Source organism: Streptomyces sp. NBC_00306 (assembly GCF_036169555.1).
In the GTDB taxonomy this organism is placed as follows: Bacteria; Actinomycetota; Actinomycetes; order Streptomycetales; family Streptomycetaceae; genus Streptomyces; species Streptomyces achmelvichensis.
This window is the reverse complement of record NZ_CP108032.1, coordinates 656,110-675,276: the sequence shown is the minus strand read 5'-3', so window position 1 is coordinate 675,276 and position 19,167 is coordinate 656,110. Positions and strand designations below refer to the sequence as shown.

Below are 19,167 nucleotides of genomic sequence, written 5' to 3'. Positions count from 1 at the left end.
AGCAGGTGTGGCATCAGTCGCCGGAGCTGTCCGCGGGCGCGAAGAGGCGGAACGGGCGGCCCACCGGGCAGAGCGGCACCGGAACGTCCTCCCGGGGCTGGACCTCCGCGAGGGTGGCGCCCCGGGCGCGGGCGACGGCCTGGGGCAGATCCACCTCGATGTCGAGGTGGATCATCTGCTGCCGTCCCGAACACCGCCAACTCCTGTGCGCCGGGGGCATCGAGCACGGTCGCGGCGCGTGGGTGGCGCGGTCGTGTCCCCGTGGCGTCACGCTGCCGGCGAACGCAGAGATCGGCGGGCCTGCCGGGCTCCGCGACGGCGTACCCGTCGGTAATGCCGTCGGCTGCGGGCCTGGGGGACAGCTCCCGTCATTCCTGCGGATAGTCCGGGTACAGCCACCGCCGCAGCGCCCGGCTCATGAACGGCATGACCGCGTACGTCAGGAGCGGGGCCAGGATCACGGGGAAGACGAGGGTGCGGGCCAGGAGCGGCCAAGCGTGGAAGTACTCGGCGAACACCCCGTCGTAGAGCAGCGCGAAGGGGTAGACCGCCACGATCGTGACGATCGACATCTTCCAGCGCGCCGGTGGCCGGGCCGGGCCGTTGGGGACGTTGAACCAAGTCTCCAGGCCCGTGGTCGTCAGCTTCGGATGAGCCGAGCGGGCGAAAGGTTTGACGCGATCCTGCCAGGCTGCCCGCTGAGGTGAGGTCATCCACCGGTCCAGGGTCTCGGTGTCCGCGAACCGGACGACCGCGTGGTAGCGGTGGCTGTCGCCCTCCGGGTGCAGCCAGGTCACTCCGCGGTGGCCGGTGAACGCGGCGGCCTCCGTCTCGATCTCGTGGGCCCACTCCTCGAATTGCTCTTCCCTGCCGGGCACCACCTCCCAGGTGTAGACGACCGTCACCGCTTCTCGGGCTGCTTCTCGCACGCTTTGGCTCATACCGCAAATCTTACGGTTGCGCCAGGTTTGTATGTGTATGAGCATGGAGGGGTGCTTTCTCTGGAGGTGTGCTATGTCCGCACGCGGCCCGGCCCTCACAGAACGAGGGGCAGCACTCGAGGAACGAGGTCCCGGTCCGGTCCGGGTCACCTTGTCGATCAACGGCACCGAGCACACTCTCGACATCGAGCCCCGCGTCAGTCTGTTGGACGCCCTTCGTGAACGTCTGGACCTGACGGGCGCCAAGAAGGGGTGCGACCAGGGCACTTGTGGCGCGTGCACGCTGTGGGTCGACGGGAAACGGGTGCTCGCCTGCCTCACCCTCGCCATGACCTGCGAGGGCCGTGAGGTGACCACCGTCGAGGGCCTGGCCGACGAGGGCGAACTGCACGAGATGCAGCGGGCCTTCATCGCCGAGGACGCGTTCCAGTGCGGTTACTGCACCCCCGGCCAGATCATGTCCGCCGTGGCGCTGATGCGCGAGGGTCACGCCGGGGACGACGCCGAGATCAAGGAGTGGATGAGCGGCAACATCTGCCGCTGCGCCGCCTATCCCCATATCCGGGCCGCGATCCGCTCCGTCCGCGACCAACCGTAGGGAGGCCCGACGTGCGGCCGATCACCTACCTCCGCGCGACCGACACGGCGACCGCCGTTGCCGCCGTGAGCAGCGACCCCACCAGCGACTTCCTCGCCGGCGGCACCACCGAGGTCGATCTGCTCCGCCAGAACGTGCTGAATCCCCGCCGGCTCGTCGACATCAACGAACTTCCGCTGACGGGCATCGAGGGCACCGAGGAAGGCGGCCTGCGGATCGGCTCGCTGGCCCGGATGAGTGAGGTCGCCGCCGCTCCCGTCGTCCGTGAGCGCTTCCCGCTGATCGCCCAGGCCCTGGAGCTCGGTGCGTCCGCGCAGCTGCGCAACATGGCGTCCATGGGAGGCAACCTCCTCCAGCGCGTGCGGTGTTCGTACTTCCGCGACGCGCACTCCGCGTGCAACAAGCGCGAGCCCGGCACCGGCTGCTCGGCCATCGACGGCTTCAGCCGCGGTCACGCGGTGCTCGGCACCAGCGAGCACTGCATCGCCACCCACCCCTCGGACGTGGCCGTGGCCCTCATGGCGCTGGACACGCGTGTGCACACGATGGGTCCGAGCGGCGAACGGGCTTATCCCATCGACGACTTCTTCCTCCTCCCCGGGGACTCGCCGCACCGCGAGCACCCCTTGGAGCACGGCGAACTGATCACGGAGATCGAGGTGCCTCCCACACCCCTCGCCCGGCGCTCCCTCTATCTGAAGGTCCGGGACCGCGAGTCGTACGAGTTCGCGCTCGTCTCGGTCGCGGCCGCGATGTCCGTCGCCGACGGCAGGATCGTGGACGTTCGGATGGCGCTGGGCGGTGTGGCCACCAAGCCATGGCGTGCCGAGCGGGCCGAGGACTTCCTGATCGGCGCGACCATCATGCGGGACAACTTCGCCATGGCCGCCCGTGTGGAGATGGCCGCCGCCAGGCCGACCTCCATGAACGCCTTCAAGGTCGAACTCGCGCAGCGCGCGATCGTCCGCGCCCTCGACATGCTCAGCAACGGAACGGGAACCGCGTCCGCGTCCGGAAGCGAGAGCGGGAGCCCGTCATGACCACGACCACCCCCTCTGCCATCGGACAGCCGCTCGACCGCGTGGACGGTCGCCCCAAGGTCACCGGAGGCGCCCGCTACTCCGCCGAGATCCCCATGCCGGACATGACGTACGCGTATGTGGTGGGCTCCCGTGTCGCCGCCGGACGGGTCACCGGCATCGACGCCAGTGCCGCACAGGCCGAGGAGGGCGTACTCGCCGTCCTCACCCACCAGAACCTTCCGAAGATCGCCGAACAGCCGCCGCTCGTGCCCTCGCTCGGCGGCACGGCGGCACCCGCGCAGACCTTCTTCCCGATGCAGGACGACACCGTCCACTACGCCGGCCAGCAGATCGCGATCGTCATCGCCGACACCTGGGAACGCGCCCAGCACGCCGCGCAGCTGCTGAGCGTCTCCTACGAGGAGACCGCCCCGGTCACCACCCTCGACCAGGGCCGGGACCACGCGTACGAGCCCGAGAGGATCTTCGGCGGCTGGGTACCGGGCCGCCTCGAGCGCGGTGACGTGGAAGCCGGGCTGGCCGACGCCGACATACGGGTGGAGGGCACGTACACATACGCCGCGAACAATCACAACCCCATCGAACCCTCCTGCACCACGGCCGAGTGGGAAGGCGACGAGCTGCTTCTGTACGACGCCACCCAGGGGGTCAATGCCACGCAGATGACCGTCTCCCGGCTGCTCGGCATCCCGATGTCGAAGATCCGGGTCATCGGCCACTACGTCGGCGGCAGTTTCGGCAGCAAGGCGATGATCCATGCCCACTCGGCGCTCGCCGCCATGGCGGCCCGCGAGGTCGGCAGGCCCGTCAAGCTCGCCCTCACCCGCGAGCAGATGTTCACTTCGGTGGGACACCGTGAGGAGCAGGAGCAGCATGTGGCGATCGGTGCGACGAGCGAGGGCCGGCTGACCGCCGTCCGGCACCACAAGCTGTCCCCGACATCCCACTTCGACGACTGGGCGGAACCCTCCATCGGCATCTCCTCGCAGCTCTACGCCTGCCCGAACTACGAGGGCGTCTACCGGCTGTTCCGGGCCAACACCATGACCCCCACGTTCATGCGGGCACCGGGAGAGGCGAGCGGTATGTTCGCGCTCGAGTGCTCGATGGACGAGCTCGCCCACGAACTCGGCCTGGACCCCATCGAACTGCGGCTGCGCAACCACTCCGACGTCGACGCGATGTCGGGGCTTCCCTGGTCCAGCAGTGGTCTGCGGGAGTGCTACGAGCGGGGAGCGCGGCGCTTCGGCTGGCAGGGACGCGATCCCCTCCCGGGCGCACGCCGTGAGGGCAACTGGCTGATCGGTACGGGCATGGCCACCGCCGCGTACCCGGTGCCGCCGCTCCCCAACGCCCAGCGCGCCCGCGCGCGTCTGTACGCCGACGGGACCGCGGTCGTCCAGGCCGCAACCCCCGACTTCGGCACCGGTGTTGCCACGGTGATGGCCCAGGTCGCCGCGGACGGTCTCGGCATGAGCGTGGACCGCTGCCGTTTCGAGGACGGTGACACCGATCTGCCCAACATCAACGCGGCAGTGGGCTCCGCGGGCGCCGGCATGATCAGCGCGGCCGTGCACAGCGCGGCCACGGCCCTGCGCGAGCAACTCATCAAACGGGCCGTCGCCGATTCCGGTTCGCCGCTGTACGGCACGGACCCCGTCGATGTGGTGGTGCAGGACGGCGTCATGACGGCCGGCACATCATCCGACCCGTACACCGATCTGATGCAGCGCAACTTCCTGTCGGACGCCGAGGCATCGGGGCAGTGGAGCCCGCCGCCCCCCCGACGTCCCCTACGGAATGATGACCTTCGGCGCCCAGTTCGCCGAGGTCGGGGTGGACGCCGAACTCGGCCTGATCCGGGTGCGGCGCATGACCGGCGCCTTCGCACCCGGCCGGGTGCTCAACGCCAAGACGGCTCACAGCCAGTTGATGGGCGGCATGCTGTGGGGTCTGGGGCAGGCGCTCCTGGAAGCCAACTACATGTCGCCGGACACCGGCCGCTGGGTCAACTCGAACCTCGGTGAGTACCTCGTGCCCGTCAACGCGGACGCGCCGGACGTCGACATCGAGCTGGTCGAGATCGAGGACGGCATCGTCAACCCCCTGGGCGTGAAGGGAGTCGGCGAGATCGGCCAGGTCGGCGCGGCGGCCGCGATCGCCAACGCCGTTCACCACGCCACCGGACGCCGGATCCGCAAGCTGCCGATCACCATCGAGGACACGCTCTGAGCCCCGGGCGAGCCAGAAGTGATGAGCTCATGGCTGTCGCGTCGGGGAGTCGGCCGGGCGGTTGAGCCATTCGGTCATGACCGCCTGCTCACCGACGGTCTGGACGTCAGGAGGGGTGGCGCCGAGCGTTTCGCGGAGGGCGGCCGCCCGGTCGCTGACGACGGCCGATGCGCCGGACCCGCGGTCTTTGTCGGTGCGCCCGACCGTCGCCTCGTCCGTGCACCCGCTCGGCCCGTGCCGTACCGGCGACGACGCCCTCGCCGACGGCGATCTGCGAGTCCATGGCATCGGCGGACTCCGCGCGGCCGACGCCTCGGTCCCGCGGACCGTCCCGTCGGCCGGCACCGTCGTCACGGTCCGCGCCGTCGCCGAACGGGCGGCGGACCTGATCCGGCCCTGGGCCGTGTCCGCGCGACAGCGACCGCCCGCACCACGACAGAGCACATCCGAAGGATCGGGAACGGCCATGGAATCACCGGACCCCACGCTCGGCACGACCACCCTGACCGCCCTGCTGGAGAGCGCGGATGATGTCGCAGGAGCGGCACTGGCGGCCCTCCTGACCCGCTCCGCGGCCGGGTTCGCCGTCTGGGACACCGACCTGCGGTGCGTCTGGGTGAACGACACCCTGGGGCAGTACGACGGAATCGCCCGGGAGTCCCGACTGGGGCGCGGACCCCGGGATGCGCTGCCCGGCGACGCCGAAGACCTCGAGACGGCGATGCGGCAGGTGCTGGCCACCGGCTCCGGCCTGACCGGCCGCGAGTACCGGGTGCCTGCCGCGGCGGGCACGGTGCGCGACAGTGCCTACTCCGCCTCCTTCGTCCGTCTGGACGATGCCGACGGCCGCCCCCTGGGCGTGTGCCTGGTGGTCCTGGCCGTCCGCGACAGGCGGTGGGCGGGGGACCGGCTGGCCGTCGTGAGCGAGGCCGGCGCCCGCATCGGCACCACGCTGGACGTGATGCGCACGGCACAGGAGCTGGCCGACTTCACCGTTCCCCTCGTCGCCGACTACGTCACCGTCGACCTGACCGAGGCGGTGCAGCTGGGCGAGGAGCCGCTGGAACGGCTGGAGCCGTCCCAGGGACGCATCCCCACGTTCCGCCGCGCGGGCAGGGCGTCCATCCACACCGGTGCCCCGGAGTCCCTGTGGACCCGCGGCGAAGTGGTCTACGTCCCCAAGGCGTCGCCGTTCATGCAGGTGCTGTCGACGGGAGGCCCGGTGCTGGAGCCGATACTCGACACCTCGGCGGACTCCTGGCTGGCCAACGACCCGGCGCGGGCGGAGAAGATCCGCGCTTTCGGCATGCACTCCCTGATGGTCCTCCCGATCCGGGCGCGCGGCGTCCTGCTGGGTGTGGCCGTGTTCGTCCGGACGGACAACCCGATGCCGTTCGACGAAAGCGATCACCAGCTCGCCGCGGAACTGGTGTCCCGGGCCGCACTGAGCCTGGACAACGCCCGCCGGTACACCCGCGAGCGGGCCACCGCCCTCGCCCTCCAGCGCAGTCTGCTGCCGAGCTCCGTGAGCGGCGGAACCGCCATGGAGGTGGCGGCCCGCTATCTGCCGGCGGACGCGGCGGACGGCGTCCGCGGAGTCGGCGGCGACTGGTTCGACGTCATCGGGCTGCCCGGCGGCCGGGTGGGGCTGGTCGTCGGCGACGTCGTCGGCCACGGCATCGACGCCGCCGCCACCATGGGCCGGCTGCGCACGGCGATCCGCACACTCGCCGACCTGGATCTGCCCCCGGGGGAACTGCTGACCCGGGTGGACCGGACGTTCATCGGACTCGTCGAGGACGAACCGGACTCCGACATGCCCCTGCCCTCCATGGGCGCCACCTGTGTGTACGCGGTCTACGACCCCGTCGCACGGCGCTGCACGGTAGCGCTGGCGGGGCATCCGCCGCCCGCCCTCGTCGACCCCGGGGGCGGTGTCACCTTCGCCGAGCTGCCGACCGGAACACCCCTCGGTCTCGGGATGCTGCCTTATGAGGCCGCGGAGTTGGACCTGCCCGCGGGAAGCCTCATCGCCCTCTACACCGACGGGCTCGTGGAGGACCGCCGCCAGGACATCGGCGTCGGCATGGAGCGGGTGAGCAACGCTCTCAGCCGGACCGGTCTGTCCGTGGACGACCTCTGCTCGGTGGTGATCGACACGCTGCCGACCGAGACCACGTCCGACGACGTCACCCTGCTGCTGGCCCGCGCCCTTCCGTGATCCTGTCGTGCAGGTCTTCGTGCGCCGCGCCCATGGGCTCGGCCGGTCGGCAGGGGAGTGTCCCGACGGAGCGCCCGCCCGGCCGAGGCCGGGGCGGGCGCCGTGGCATCGTGAGCCGCCTGTGGCCCGCGATGCTCTCTCAGTACAGCCGGGCGTACGCACCCCAGCCCGTACCGATCGTCACCGTCGCCCCGAAACCGCCCGCGGCGTTGCCCTTGTTCCGCAGCAGACTGCCGTCCCCGTGCCGTGACACCAGGTCCGGATAACCGTCCCGGGTCACGTCACCGACCACCATCATCTCCCGGCGTCCCGCGCCCCAGTCCTGGAGCAGCAGCTTGCGGGGCAGGAACTTCCCTTCCCCCAGGCCGTCGTAGCGCCAGACCTCGCCGCCGCTGTCCCGGGCCACCAGGTCGCCGATCCCGTCACCGGTCAGATCGGCCGCGCCCATGATGGTGTAGCCGTTCCAGCCGGGTCCGATCAGGATCGGCCTGCCGTATCCGGTCATTCCCGCGTTCCCCGGATACAGATAGAGACGTCCGGTCGATGCCTGACGGGCAATCAGGTCAGGTGTGCGGAAAGGGTCGTTGTCGGCAGCCGGGACGATCGCGTCGAATCCCGCCCAGCCTGCGCCGACCAGGGTCCGCGGAGTCTCGGGGGTGACCCGGGCCCCGCAGCCCGGGGCGTACCGCCAGAGGTTGCCGTCCGGGGTACGGGCCACCACATCACCGCAGCCGTCATTGGTCAGGTCACCCGCGGACACGAAGCGGGTGGTCGTGTCCCAGCCGGTGGAGGTCCAGGAGCCGCTGTCCCGGGAGAGATGGTGGACGGCCAGCTTGCCGGCGGTCGTCATGGAGAACATCTCGCCGTACCCGTCGGCGTCGGTGTCCCGGAACGCACTGCGTCCGCCCGCCGCCCGGGTGTGCTCCAGTCCGCGGCTCGTCAGCTCCTGCGTCCCCGTGCCGTCGCCCGAGTCGACGCCGAGCGTCCAGGTGTACGCCCCGCTGGGGACCGGTTGGTTGTCGGAGTCCTTTCCGTCCCATCCGGCCTGCACGGAGGCGCCTTCCCGGTCCCGGCCGCGGATCTCCCTCACCACGTTGCCGTACGGATCCTTGATGGTGACCGTCCAGGAGGCCGCCGGACGGCTGAGCCGCCAGTCGCCCCGCCAGGGCCCGAACCCGGCTTCGGGGGCCAGGTCGGTCACCGTGACCGACTGGCGGGGCACGGTCACCGGCCTGATGCGGATCCGTCCCTCGGCGTCGGTGAACGCCACATGGCCGCCGAACCGGTCGACGTCCCAGGCTGCGGACGGTACGTCGGAGGCCAACGTCTGCTCCACGTACGGAAATCCGCCGCCCCGATGGAAGTCGACCAGCTCCAGCCGGCGCTCCGACGGCTCGTACCAGACCAGATAGCCGTCACCCATCCTGACGCCGTCCTGCGAAGGCACCGCGACGTTCTTGCGGGTCCCGAAGTCCCACACCCCGGCCTTGTCGACTCCCGGGCAACGCCAGTACAGCCACCGCCCCACCACTTGGAGCTCCTCGGCGGTGCAGCCCGTCCCGAGTGCGATGTCCCCGGACTTCGCGCCGGTCTTCAGGTCGTACGACTGGACGGCGCCCGGCTGTTCGCCCCGGGTCCACACCTTGGTGGCCCACACGGACGCCGGACGGCCGTCGGCGATGTGCTGTGCGCCGGCATCGCCGTCGAGGTCTCCCACCCGGGTGTCGAAGCCGTCGAAGACGGCGACGTAACGGCCGGCCGCCGAGGTCAACCGGTCCTGCCGCCATTCGGTTTGGAGCGAGACCTGCCGCGGCGGCCGTGTACCGCCGACGGAATGGTGGCTGCCCCACGGCTCCTGATAGCCGATCCGGCCGTCGCCGAGCCCCCACAGTCTCGAGTCGAGCTCCGAGCAGAAGGTGCCGGGGTCGTCCCGGCACGGATAGTCGTTCCAGAAGTTGTCGACGACGAGGCGCCGGGGCCCGGCGGTGGGCGTACCGGTGACGGCGAGGTCGTACTCGTACAGGCTGCGCTTGGTCGCGTCGTCCGCGCGGCCGGTGACATGCAGCCGCCCACCGGCAAGAGCCAGTGCCTCGGGAGGGACGACGCGGCCGTCCCTGACGCCCAGGGTGATGACCACGTCCTCCGCCGTCCCGGAGGCGGCCGTCCCGGCGGTGCCCGGCCCGGCGACCGCCGGGCCGGCCGACACCAGCGAGGCGCCCACCACGAGTGCGCAGGCAATGACAAGAGCGGTACGGGTTCTGTGTCCGGAGCTCTTCATCCCGATCCCCCATCGAGCGGTTCCGTCGTGTTGGTGCGTACGACACCGGGGACCGCCGATGGGTTGTACGCAACGCCGTGAACGCGAAACCCGGGTCACGGGTGCCGCCGGCCTTCCGCGGAACCTTCGCCCGTCCGAGGAGCCGGCGCCGACCGGGGGCCGGGCCCGGCTTCCGACCGTGCGGCCCGGCAGCCTTCGGCCGTGGAGCCCCGGTCCCGGGCCCGTGGTGAGATGCGGGGCGGGTTCCGGGCACGTGTGGTGGCCGCCGTTCGTTGGAAGGGGCAAGACGGTCGCTGCGACCCGTGTGCCCTGGGAAGGGCTGTGCTGTCCGGGGCGTGTGCGGCGGCCGAACCGCGCGCTCGGTGAGCGCGCCGAGACCCTCTGAATAGTCGGCCTGATCTGTGCCCGTGGACGGCGCCCTGTGACAGGGCCGCCTTCCCGGCAGCGACGGCCGATTCGTACGGGGCGATTGGATCAAGGTCATTCCTGACCACTGCGGACGTCAGTGCCGGCCGCATCCGACACCCGTGAGGGAGCTCGTTTTCATGGATTCGCAGACCGTTCACCCTGCCCCGCCCGATGTCCGACAGGAGGCGGGGAGCGATTTCGCCCGGCTGTCCCGGAAGATCGCCGACGCGGGTCTCATGGGCCGTCGCCCGGGCTACTACGCGGCCCGGATCGCCTCGGTGGCCGCGCTGTACGCCGGCGGCTGGGTCGCGTTCGTCCTCGTCGGCGACAGCTGGTGGACGCTCGCGGTGGCGGCGTTCCTGGCCGTCGTCTTCGGCCAGGTCGCCCTCCTCGCGCACGACGTGGCACACCGGCAGGTGTTCCGGCTGCGCAAGGCCAGCGAACGAACCGGCCGTATCGCGGGCAACGCCGGTATCGGCATGGGTTACGGGTGGTGGCAGGACAAGCACACACGCCACCACGCCAACCCCAATCACGAGGAGCTGGACCCCGACCTCATCCCCGATGTCCTGGTCTGGTCGAGGAAGCAGGCGCACGCCTCAACAGGGCTGCCCCGTCTGCTCGGTCGGTACCAGGCGTTCCTGTTCTTCCCCCTCCTGACGCTCGAGGGCTTCAATCTGCACCTGTCCGGTGTGAGGTCGCTGGCTGATCGTTCGCTCAAGAACCGTGTGGCGGAGGGAAGCATGCTGTTCGCGCATTTCGCCCTCTACCTGGGTGCACTGCTGCTGGTGCTGCCGCCCGGTATGGCCCTTGCCTTCCTCGCGGTTCACCAGTGCCTGTTCGGGGTCTACCTGGGCTCGATCTTCGCCCCCAACCACAAGGGCATGCCGATCCTGACCGGTGACGACCGCCCGGACTTCCTGCGGCGCCAGGTGCTCACCTCGCGCAATGTCCGCGGCGGTTGGTTCACCGATGTCGCACTCGGCGGACTGAACTACCAGATCGAGCACCACCTGTTCCCGAGCATGCCCAGCCCGCATCTGCGCAAGGCGCAGGTCATCGTCCGGCGCCACTGCCAGGAGCTGGGAGTGGACTACCTGGAGACCAGCCTGATCACGTCCTACCGGCAGGCTCTCGCCAGCCTCCACCACGCCGGCGCCCCCATCCGACAGGCTGTCCCCGCGTAGTTCGGGGCATGGAGTCCGGTGGGGCCGGCGGTCCCCGTCCCGCGCGGTCGCAGCGACCTCGCCGGTGGCTGTGAGTGACGGCTCCGAATTGTGTGTCACCGGAGGCGGGGGTGCGGCAGTTCTCGGGATGCGGCTGTCTCATTTGGGTACAGACTGGACAACGTGGGGCTGATAAGAAAGCCGGCGGCCCCGGTGTGATGTGCCTGCTGCGGGTGCCGGCCGCCCCGGTCGCCTGATGTGAGGGGCCACCGAAGGTGCCTACCCGGGGGCTGCCCCTTTCGAGAGACGGCAGTTGACGCGCCCGGGCGGCGAAGTCCCCGCATTCCGGCGGCAATCCGCACCGTGTGAAAGCGCCGATGGAAGGTGATGGATTCATGGACAACCAGACCAAGGTGGCTCTGGCGGCGGCTGTTGCGGGCGGGTACGTGCTGGGCCGGTCGAAGAAGGGCAAGCTCGCGCTGACAGTGGCCACGTATCTGGCGGGCAGACGATTCGGGCTGGAACCTCGTCAGCTGGCGGCTGAGGCCGTGAGTCGTCTGGGTCAGCTCCCGCAGGTCGCCGAGCTTCAGGAGCAGTTCAAGGGCGATGTCCTGGAGGCAGGGCGGAAGGCCGTTGCGGCCGTCGCCGACCGCGGTATGAGCTCCCTCGCCGACACTCTCCAGAGCCGCACGAGCGCACTCGGTGACAAGGTGCGGATGCCGGAGGAGGACGAGGAGCCCGAGGACGAGGACTGGGACGAGGACGAAGAGCCGGAGGACGAGGAGCCGGAGGACGAGCTCGACGAGGAGCCGGAGGAGGACGAAGAGCCGGAGGACGACCTCGACGAGGAGCCGGAGGAGGACGAAGAGCCGGAGGACGAGCTCGACGAGGAGCCGGACGAGGACGAAGAGCCCGAGGACGAGCCGGACGAGGACGAGGAGCCGGATCGGCAACCGCCTCGCCGTGCGAAGAAATCGGCCCCGGCGAAGAAGGCGGCGGCCAAGAAGTCGGCTCCGGCCAAGAAAGCGGCTCCGGCCAAGAAGGCGGCGGCCAAGAAGTCGGCCCCGGCCAAAAAGACGGCGGCCAAGAAGTCGGCCCCGGCCAAAAAGACGGCGGCCAAGAAGTCGGCTCCGGCCAAGAAGGCCCCCGCCAAGAAGACGGCGGCCAAAAAGACAGCGGCCAAGAAAGCAGCGCCGGCCAAGAAAGCCGCGGCGAAGAAGTCTGCCCCGGCCAAGAAGACATCCTCGCGTTCCGGGCGTCGGAGGTAGGCAGTCATGACGGGAAAGGAAGACGCAGGGTCGGGGACGCAACCGTCGGGCATGGACCGGCTGCGTGAGGAATTGTCGGGGTACGCCAATGCTCAGATGGGGCGGCTTGCCGACAAGGCGGGGGACAAGCTCAAGGACGTCACTGGGCAGCTGACCGACGTGGCCGAGAACGGCGGGTCATTGCCTGCCATCGGCTCGAAAATCCTCGGGGGTGAGTCTCCTCTCAAGGCAATCGTGTCCGGGAAGGCGAAGGGCGTCATGGATAAGGTCAAGGGAGCGTTCGGCGGCGGCAAGGGCAAAGGCAAGTCGAGCGGCAAGTCCATGAACATCATCGAAGTGCTCGATGTCGGAGTGCCCTTGCGCACGGCCTACGACTTCTGGACCCAGTACGACCAGTTCGGCGGCTTCATGAAGGGTGTCCAGAGCGTTTCGGCGGGTGATGAGGTGGAGAGCGACTGGAAGGTCAAGATCGCTCTGTCCAACCGCAGCTTCAAGTCGAAGGTCCAGGAACAGATACCCGACGACCGCATCGCGTGGACGTCCGAGGGTGCCAAGGGGAGCACCAAGGGCGCGGTCAGCTTCCATGAGCTGGCGCCCGCGCTGACGCGGATCGTCCTGGTCGTGGAGTACTACCCGTCGGGCTTCTTCGAGAAGACAGGCAATCTGTGGCGAGCCCAAGGGCGCCGTATGCGCCTGGACTTCAAGCACTTCCAGCGCTACGTGTCCCTCACCGACGATGAGCCCGAGGGCTGGCGCGGTGAGATCCGGGACGGCGAAGTGGTCGTGTCCCACGAGGACGCCGTGGCGGAGGAAGAAGAAGCCGAGAACGACGAGGACGCCGAATACGACGACGAGGACGCCGAGTACGACGAGGACGGCGAGGAAGCCGACGAGGACGAGGAATACGACGAGGACGGCGAGGAAGCCGACGAGGACGCGGAGGACGCCGACGAAGAGGAGGAGTGGGAGGACGAGGAGGACGCCGACGATCGGTAGAAACCCGATCCGCCGGCGCCCGCCCGGAGCTCTCCGCTCTACTCGACGCGGTCGGTGCGGCCCTTGTCACCGCTGTCCGAGTCGTCACCGGGGATGTGGACGTCGTTGACGTTGATGTTGACCTCGACGACCTCCAGGCCGGTCATCTGCTCGACCGTGTCGACGACGTTGTTGCGGACCGCGCGGGACAGGTCGGGTATGGACGCGCCGTACTCGACGAGGATCTGGAGGTCCACGGCCGCCTGCTTCTGGCCGACCTCGACGGACACACCCTGTCCGGCACTGGCCGAGGCTCCGGGGATCCGTCCCTTCATCGCGCCGTACGCACGTGACGCGCCACCGCCCAGCTGGTACACGCCGGGTACCTCGCGGGTGGCGATTCCGGCGATCTTCTGGACCACGACATCGGCGATGGTGGTGCTGCCCTGCCCCTCTTCGGAGTTCTGGCTTCGCGACACCGCCGTAGGGCCGGTGCTCTTGCCGGTGTCACCGGCGGCGAACGTGGAGTGATCGGCAATCTTCATGACGCCCTCCTCGGGCTCCCGTACGAGGCGGTGTCGCGCTCGTCGTACCGGTAGGACCCCTGGCAGGGAAGAACGTCACGATATTGGCGGAATCATCCTCACCGTGCCTGATCCGCGGGGTTGAGGGCGGCGGCGTCGATGTCGGTGACGACCAGGCGTAGTCGGGCGTCCTTCCACATGGTTCCCTCCAGCACCGCGTGCAGGGCCGCCTCGGCCCTGCTGAGGACCGCGGGAAGGGGGAGGACGAGGGCGACCAGACGGATCTCGACGACATCGTCGCGGACGGCAACCGCCGACGCGTCGAGGTTCCACGGCACGCGTGAGCCGATGGGGGTGGTGGAGGACGTCGCCGGACGCAGGCCCGGAATCCCGGCAACGGCGGCCAGGAGGGAACGTGTCAGGTCCGTACGAGGTGTCACCTCGTACCGGCCCCGTACGGCTCGATGTCGGTGATCGAGACCCCGACGGAGTGTGGGACCAGCCCGGTGGCATCGGCGACCGCACGTGTGACCTCGCGCTGAACTGCCTGCGCCACGGCCGCTGCCTGGTCCTGCGCCGAGGTGACGAGGTCGACGGAGACGCGCAGCACCGGTGGTTCGGCCGACCGGTCCACCCTCACGTGTACGCCCTCGGTCGGCGCGGGTGTCAGGCCGTAGATCTTCTGCCGGGCCGAGCGTGCCACCTGAGTGGCGAGGCCGGTGAGGCCGGGTTCGAGTCGCACCACACCGGTGACACCGCCCGCGGCATGAGCGGCGACCGCGGCGATCACCGGATCGGCCATCACCCACTGGGTGCGCGGAGCCCCGGTCCTGTCGTGGGGGAGGGGTGTTCCCATCGCGAGCACCTGTCCTTGTGCGTCGGCCGGTCTCAGAGGCCGGAAGCCTCGTCCCGGTGGTGTTGTGCGTCGTAGAGGTCCTCCACCGTCAGGTCCACGTGCACGAGGGACACTCCGACGCGTGCCGATGCGGCGGCCCGCACGCGCTCACGTACGTCCTCGACCGCCTCGGAGTGGAAGCCGCGATAGCCGACAGCGATGGTCAGTTCGACCCGGACGGCGCCATCCGTCTCGGTGGCGGTGATCCGGCAGTGCCGGGCGCGCACACCGTCGACGGAATCGGCGGCGGACCGCAGCACGGCGGCTACCGCCTGTTCGCTGACCCGGACCTCGCCGGGCTCCGTACTGGGCAGAAGCAGCATGTGATGGCGGCCTCTCTCCGCCCGCACCGCGGACATGATCCGGGCAGTGACCCCGGCCGGCGGATGGATCTCCTCCGCGGCGAGCTCGCCCGTCACCTCCCGCAGCACCGCCAGGCTCTCCCGGGCGGCAGCGCAGTACTCGCAACCGGGGTCGTGGCCGTCCGACTCGTCGCCGCCCCTCGGCGAGGGCCGCTCCCACACCGTCTCGATGTCGCGGCCGCACGGGAGCGTGGAGCCCTGCGCGTCGTTCATTTCCATGGAGCCATCACCTCCGCCAGGTGGGCGCGGGCGCGTGCGATGCGTCCGCGCACCGCAGTCCGGGTCGTGCCCGTCGCTCTCGCGATCTCGTCGTAGGAACGCCCGTGCACCTCCCGCAGCAGCCAGCAGGCGCGCTGTTCGGCAGTCAGTTGCTGGAGGCCGTCGGAGAGCGCGACCAGCTGTTCACCGACCTGTGCCGACCGTTCCGGGGATCCGGCTGCGTCGCCCGATGCGCGAGCGTCCAGATCCGTCACGGCCATGGGCCTGCGTGCCCGGATGACATTCAGACACCGGTTGGTCGTCATCCGGTAGAGCCAGCCCACGAACGCGGCACTCTCCCGTAGCCGGCCCAGGCGGCGCCAGGCGGTCAGGAAGACCTCCTGCACCACGTCCTCGGCATCGCCACGACTGGCGAGCATGCGCAGCGCCAGGCGGTACATCGGGCCCTGATAGCGAAGCACCAGTACCTCGAAGGCCCTCACATCGCCGTCACGGGCGCGTACGACCAGGGTGGCATCGTCCAGAGCCGTCTCGTGCACGCCGGGCACGAGGGGCTGGGAGCCGATATCGGCCATCGATGTCACCTGCAACGCCTTCCTGCACCATCGCCCCCGCGTGCCGGGCACTGGAGAAGACACGAGGGCGGCGCTTTCGTCACGGCGCATCACGCCGCGCCGCGCGTCCGCCCGCGCGTCGTGCCGGCCGGTGACGATGTCCCTTCCACGGTAGGACTGCCCGGCCCTCCGAGCCACCGCCACGGGTGGACGGGCCGACGGGCCGCCTCCCCCGGGATCGGGGAAAACCCCCAGTTCAAGACAGAGGTCTGTCACGGTCCGGTGACCGATCCGGGCCCGCATGATCGAGGTGGGCTCTCTCACCAGGCGGTACGGCACCACGGTCGCCGTCGACGGTCTGAGCTTCGATGTGCGGCCGGGCACCGTCACCGGAATCCTCGGGACCGACGGCTCGGGCAAGTCCACCACCACGCGCTTGATCCTCGGCCTGGACGGACCGGACGCCGGGCACGTCCGTATCAACAGCCGTCCAATATGGAGAGCTCTCCTGGCCGCCGTCCGAGGTCGGGGCGCTGTTCGAAGCCCGCTCCTCCCACCCCGGTCACAGCGCCCAACACCATCTGGCGCCCTCGCGGCGGGCGGCGGGATGGACCCGTCACGGGTCGGCGAGGTGCTCGGGACCGTCGGTATTGCCGGCGTCGCCCGCAGGCGCGCGGGGGCGTTCTCGCTCGGCATGGCGCAACAGCTCGGCATCGCCGGTGTGTTGCTGCGCGATCCCGGAGTGCTGCTCCTCGACGAGCCGGTCAACGGACTCGACCCCGAGGGCGTGCGCTGGATCAGCAACCTGATGAGGTCGCCGGTGGCGAGGGCTCCCTGACGGACCGTGAAGGGCCGTGCTCTCCCTGATGCCGAGGGCAGATCCAATGCCGGTATCGCCCAGACGCTCGTGGTCTCGGCCGGAAACGTGGAGAAGCATGTGGCAAGCATTTTCCGGAAGTTGGGCCTGCCGCCCTCGGAGGACGACAACCGGCGGGTACTGGCGGTCCTGCGCTTTCTGCGTACGTGAGGAGGCGGCCCGATCGGGAAGGGTTCGGCAACGGTCGGCCCGAAGGCGACCGGGCGGGCGGCGGGTCGGCCGAAAAGACGCCCCTGGACGTACGTCGGCCCTGATCACGGCAAGCGCGCGTCGTGCCGGTCACGCGCCTCCGCGCATCCCGCCGGCCATGCGCCACGCCTGCGACGGGCGCCCTAAAGCGAGGGACACCGCTTTCCCTTGGGTAGGGTGCCGTGCGACATCGGTGTCTTGTGTAGGGGGAATTGCGTGATGAGTGGTCAGCAGCACGACCGGGGGAAGGCCGAGGTCTTTCAGCCGCTCGCGGGAGACGACCCGGCGACCATCGCCGGATACCGGCTGACCGCGAAGCTCGGTGCCGGAGGCATGGGCAAGGTCTACCTCTCGTACACGCCCGGCGGACGGCCGGTGGCCATCAAGGTGATCCGCCCGGAGTTCGGCGAGGACCCGGAGTTCCGCCGCCGTTTCGCGCAGGAGGTGAAGTCAGCGCAGCGCGTGCAGGGCCTGTTCACCGCCCCCGTGATCGACGCGGACACCGACGGGCAGCAGCCCTGGCTGGCCACGGCGTACGTCCCGGGTCCCTCGCTCGCCGACGCGGTCGCCCGGCACGGTGCGCTTCCGGTCGAGGCGGTGCTGCTGCTCGTCGCCGGCATCGCCGAGGCCCTGCACGTCATCCACGGCGCCGGCATCGTGCACCGTGACCTCAAGCCGTCGAACGTGCTGCTCGCGGCCGACGGACCGCGCGTCATCGACTTCGGTATCGCCTACGCCGCCGACGCGACATCGCTCACCGGCAGCGGCGTCACCATCGGCACACCGTCGTTCATGGCCCCCGAACAGGCCGCGGGGCAGCGGGTCACGGCGGCGACCGACATCTTCGCGCTCGGGCAGGTCGCGGCGTATGCCGCGGCCGGTACCCCGGCCTTCGGCGAGGGCACCTCGCACGGCGTGCTGTACCGGATCGTCCACGAGGAGCCGGATCTCAGCGGGGTGCCGGACCGGCTGAGGGAACTCGTCACCCGCTGCCTGGCGAAGGACCCCGCGGCCAGGCCGTCGATCGCCGACATCATCGGACTCTGCCAGTCGGCGAACGCGGAGACGGTACTGCGGCGGCCCGAGGACTGGCTGCCCGCGGCCGTCAGCGCCGACATCACCGGACGCGCGGCGGCACCGGCCCCGGCCCAGACACCGCCGCCGCCCGCCACCACCCCTTCGGCGGCGTACTCGCCCACCACCCCGGTGACGCCAGGCACCCCGCCCCCGGGCTACGGCCCTCCCGCCGCGCACGGGCCCTCCCCGCAGTACCCGCCCCCGCAGCACCACCAGCCCACCAACCCCGGCCATGCCCACGCCTACGCCCAGACCCAGGTCCCGGCGAACCCGAACCCGAACCCGCGCCCGTACCCGGCCCCTTACGTCGATCCCCATGCCCGGCGCCCCACCGGCGGTGGCGGCAAACGCGCGGCGCTCATCGCCCTGGCCGTCCTGCTGGTCTTCGGTATCGGGGGCGGGACGGCGTACCTGGCGATGAAGGACGACGACAACTCGCAGGGGAGCGGTACATCCCAGGGCGGTTCGTCCTCGGACACGGGGGAGAGCGGCACCGGCGGCAAGGAGGAGTCCGCCCCGAAGCCGGACCCGGCGCCGGCGCCGCCGAAGCCCGTGGAGTACCCGGGTATCAATCTCACGGCCGGCTTCCATCTGACGCTCAGTGACGACGACGTCCGGCCGCAGGAGGGCGAGGACGGCGGGTACGAACTCTCCTACGACACAGGCGGTTACCTCGACGCGGAGAGCAACGAGGGCAATCTGGTCCTGCTCGACCCGGGCCAGCAGGGGTCCCTCGAAACGTGCCGCAAGGACACCCGGTTCACCAAGAACGTCTATGTGAACAGGCTGTCGAAGGGCCGTCAGATCTGCATCACGACCGGGACGGGTCACTTGGGTCTGCTGACGGTGCAGGGTTTCTCGGCCGAGGACTCACCGAGCAAGTACCTCACCCTGGACCTGACGGTGTGGCGGAACGCGGCGAGCGGGACCTCGGACGGCTGAGGACGGGCCGGACGCCGCAGAACGGGGGCCGGGGTTTCCCGCGGCCCCCGCTCTGAGCGGCCCGTTTCTGGCCGGTCGTCGTTCCTGAGCGGGCCTGTTGACCGCCCCGTTCCGAGCGGACCCCGTTCTGAGCGCGACGGTCAGCGCGTGGGGTTGAATCCCTCGGGCGGTGCCTCGCCCTGCTGCCGGCTGGTCCGGCGGCGCAGCTCACTGGCCTTCTCGCGCAGGCGCCGGCGCACATGGGGGTCGGTGGACTGTTCCGCGGCCTGTTCCATCTTCAGCGCCTGCTGCTTCATGTCCTCGGTGGAGCCGTGTGACGGGTTTTCCGGGCTCATGGTCACTCCTTCGTGACGGAGATGCGGTCCCCCCAACAGCCAAACAGTGCCCAGGACCGGACG

General features: G+C 70.2%; 19 protein-coding genes and 1 pseudogene. 11 read left to right on the top strand and 9 right to left on the bottom strand.

The window, feature by feature from the left end:
• Positions 1-13 precede the first annotated feature (13 nt).
• Positions 14-175, bottom strand: a complete 162-nt coding sequence (locus tag OHA05_RS02975) for a hypothetical protein (protein ID WP_313948000.1) — start codon at positions 173-175, stop codon at positions 14-16.
• Positions 176-368: 193 nt separating this feature from the next.
• Entirely contained in the window at positions 369-941 is a 573-nt protein-coding gene (locus OHA05_RS02970) for an antibiotic biosynthesis monooxygenase (RefSeq protein WP_328859704.1), read from the bottom strand.
• A gap of 73 nt (positions 942-1,014) precedes the next feature.
• Here OHA05_RS02970 and OHA05_RS02965 point away from each other — a divergent pair, with 73 nt between their 5' ends.
• From OHA05_RS02965 to OHA05_RS02945, 5 genes and pseudogenes are all read left to right on the top strand, one after another.
• A complete protein-coding gene (locus OHA05_RS02965; RefSeq protein ID WP_313948002.1) occupies positions 1,015-1,539 on the top strand; it encodes a (2Fe-2S)-binding protein in 525 nt (174 codons plus the stop codon).
• Between the two features lie 11 nt (positions 1,540-1,550).
• The gene (locus OHA05_RS02960) at positions 1,551-2,579 is read left to right on the top strand and encodes an FAD binding domain-containing protein (protein WP_313948003.1); all 1,029 of its coding nucleotides are present in this window, start codon (positions 1,551-1,553) and stop codon (positions 2,577-2,579) included.
• Positions 2,576-4,294: pseudogene (locus OHA05_RS02955) on the top strand (xanthine dehydrogenase family protein molybdopterin-binding subunit); the annotation flags it as partial. The gene OHA05_RS02960 and the pseudogene OHA05_RS02955, both read left to right, overlap by 4 nt.
• Before the next feature lie 88 nt (positions 4,295-4,382).
• Positions 4,383-4,814 carry a molybdopterin cofactor-binding domain-containing protein gene (locus tag OHA05_RS02950; protein WP_328859703.1) on the top strand — a complete coding sequence of 144 codons (432 nt, stop codon included), beginning with the start codon at positions 4,383-4,385 and terminating at the stop codon, positions 4,812-4,814.
• Between the two features lie 193 nt (positions 4,815-5,007).
• A complete protein-coding gene (locus OHA05_RS02945; RefSeq protein WP_313948005.1) occupies positions 5,008-7,035 on the top strand; it encodes a SpoIIE family protein phosphatase in 2,028 nt (675 codons plus the stop codon).
• Between the two features lie 139 nt (positions 7,036-7,174).
• Here OHA05_RS02945 and OHA05_RS02940 read toward each other — a convergent pair whose 3' ends face one another.
• Positions 7,175-9,313, bottom strand: coding sequence for an FG-GAP-like repeat-containing protein (locus OHA05_RS02940; RefSeq protein ID WP_328859702.1), 2,139 nt, complete (start codon positions 9,311-9,313; stop codon positions 7,175-7,177).
• Positions 9,314-9,858: 545 nt separating this feature from the next.
• On the opposite strand from OHA05_RS02940, the gene OHA05_RS02935 reads away from it, so the two are divergent.
• From OHA05_RS02935 to OHA05_RS02925, 3 genes are all read left to right on the top strand, one after another.
• Entirely contained in the window at positions 9,859-10,908 is a 1,050-nt protein-coding gene (locus tag OHA05_RS02935) for a fatty acid desaturase family protein (protein WP_313948007.1), read from the top strand.
• A 374-nt stretch (positions 10,909-11,282) separates the two neighbouring features.
• Positions 11,283-12,155, top strand: a complete 873-nt coding sequence (locus OHA05_RS02930; RefSeq protein WP_328859701.1) for a histone protein — start codon at positions 11,283-11,285, stop codon at positions 12,153-12,155.
• A 6-nt stretch (positions 12,156-12,161) separates the two neighbouring features.
• Complete coding sequence (locus OHA05_RS02925; protein WP_328859700.1) at positions 12,162-13,151, top strand: SRPBCC family protein; 990 nt, start codon at positions 12,162-12,164, stop codon at positions 13,149-13,151.
• 38 nt (positions 13,152-13,189) lie between these two features.
• Here the strand turns inward: OHA05_RS02925 and OHA05_RS02920 are convergent, their stop codons facing one another.
• The 5 genes from OHA05_RS02920 to OHA05_RS02900 all read right to left on the bottom strand — a co-directional run bounded on the left by OHA05_RS02920 (position 13,190) and on the right by OHA05_RS02900 (position 15,705).
• Positions 13,190-13,675 (bottom strand): Asp23/Gls24 family envelope stress response protein, encoded by a 486-nt coding sequence (locus OHA05_RS02920; protein WP_328859699.1) that lies wholly within the window; start codon positions 13,673-13,675, stop codon positions 13,190-13,192.
• 98 nt (positions 13,676-13,773) lie between these two features.
• Positions 13,774-14,094, bottom strand: coding sequence for a hypothetical protein (locus OHA05_RS02915; RefSeq protein ID WP_328859698.1), 321 nt, complete (start codon positions 14,092-14,094; stop codon positions 13,774-13,776).
• Positions 14,091-14,510, bottom strand: coding sequence for an Asp23/Gls24 family envelope stress response protein (locus OHA05_RS02910; RefSeq protein ID WP_313948012.1), 420 nt, complete (start codon positions 14,508-14,510; stop codon positions 14,091-14,093). The genes OHA05_RS02915 and OHA05_RS02910 overlap by 4 nt, the downstream gene beginning before the upstream one ends.
• Before the next feature lie 32 nt (positions 14,511-14,542).
• Positions 14,543-15,130, bottom strand: coding sequence for an Asp23/Gls24 family envelope stress response protein (locus tag OHA05_RS02905; protein WP_313948013.1), 588 nt, complete (start codon positions 15,128-15,130; stop codon positions 14,543-14,545).
• Complete coding sequence (locus OHA05_RS02900) at positions 15,121-15,705, bottom strand: RNA polymerase sigma factor (protein ID WP_328859697.1); 585 nt, start codon at positions 15,703-15,705, stop codon at positions 15,121-15,123. The genes OHA05_RS02905 and OHA05_RS02900 overlap by 10 nt, the downstream gene beginning before the upstream one ends.
• A gap of 280 nt (positions 15,706-15,985) precedes the next feature.
• Between OHA05_RS02900 and OHA05_RS02895 the strand changes: the two genes are divergently transcribed.
• From OHA05_RS02895 to OHA05_RS02885, 3 genes are all read left to right on the top strand, one after another.
• On the top strand, positions 15,986-16,522 hold the full coding sequence (locus OHA05_RS02895; protein WP_328859696.1) for an ATP-binding cassette domain-containing protein: 537 nt from the start codon (positions 15,986-15,988) through the stop codon (positions 16,520-16,522).
• 6 nt (positions 16,523-16,528) lie between these two features.
• Positions 16,529-16,711, top strand: a complete 183-nt coding sequence (locus tag OHA05_RS02890) for a LuxR C-terminal-related transcriptional regulator (protein ID WP_443043620.1) — start codon at positions 16,529-16,531, stop codon at positions 16,709-16,711.
• A gap of 258 nt (positions 16,712-16,969) precedes the next feature.
• On the top strand, positions 16,970-18,769 hold the full coding sequence (locus OHA05_RS02885) for a serine/threonine-protein kinase (RefSeq protein ID WP_328859695.1): 1,800 nt from the start codon (positions 16,970-16,972) through the stop codon (positions 18,767-18,769).
• A 140-nt stretch (positions 18,770-18,909) separates the two neighbouring features.
• On the opposite strand, the gene OHA05_RS02880 is transcribed toward OHA05_RS02885, so the two are convergent.
• Entirely contained in the window at positions 18,910-19,104 is a 195-nt protein-coding gene (locus tag OHA05_RS02880) for a DUF6381 family protein (protein WP_313948017.1), read from the bottom strand.
• Between the last annotated feature and the right edge of the window lie 63 nt (positions 19,105-19,167).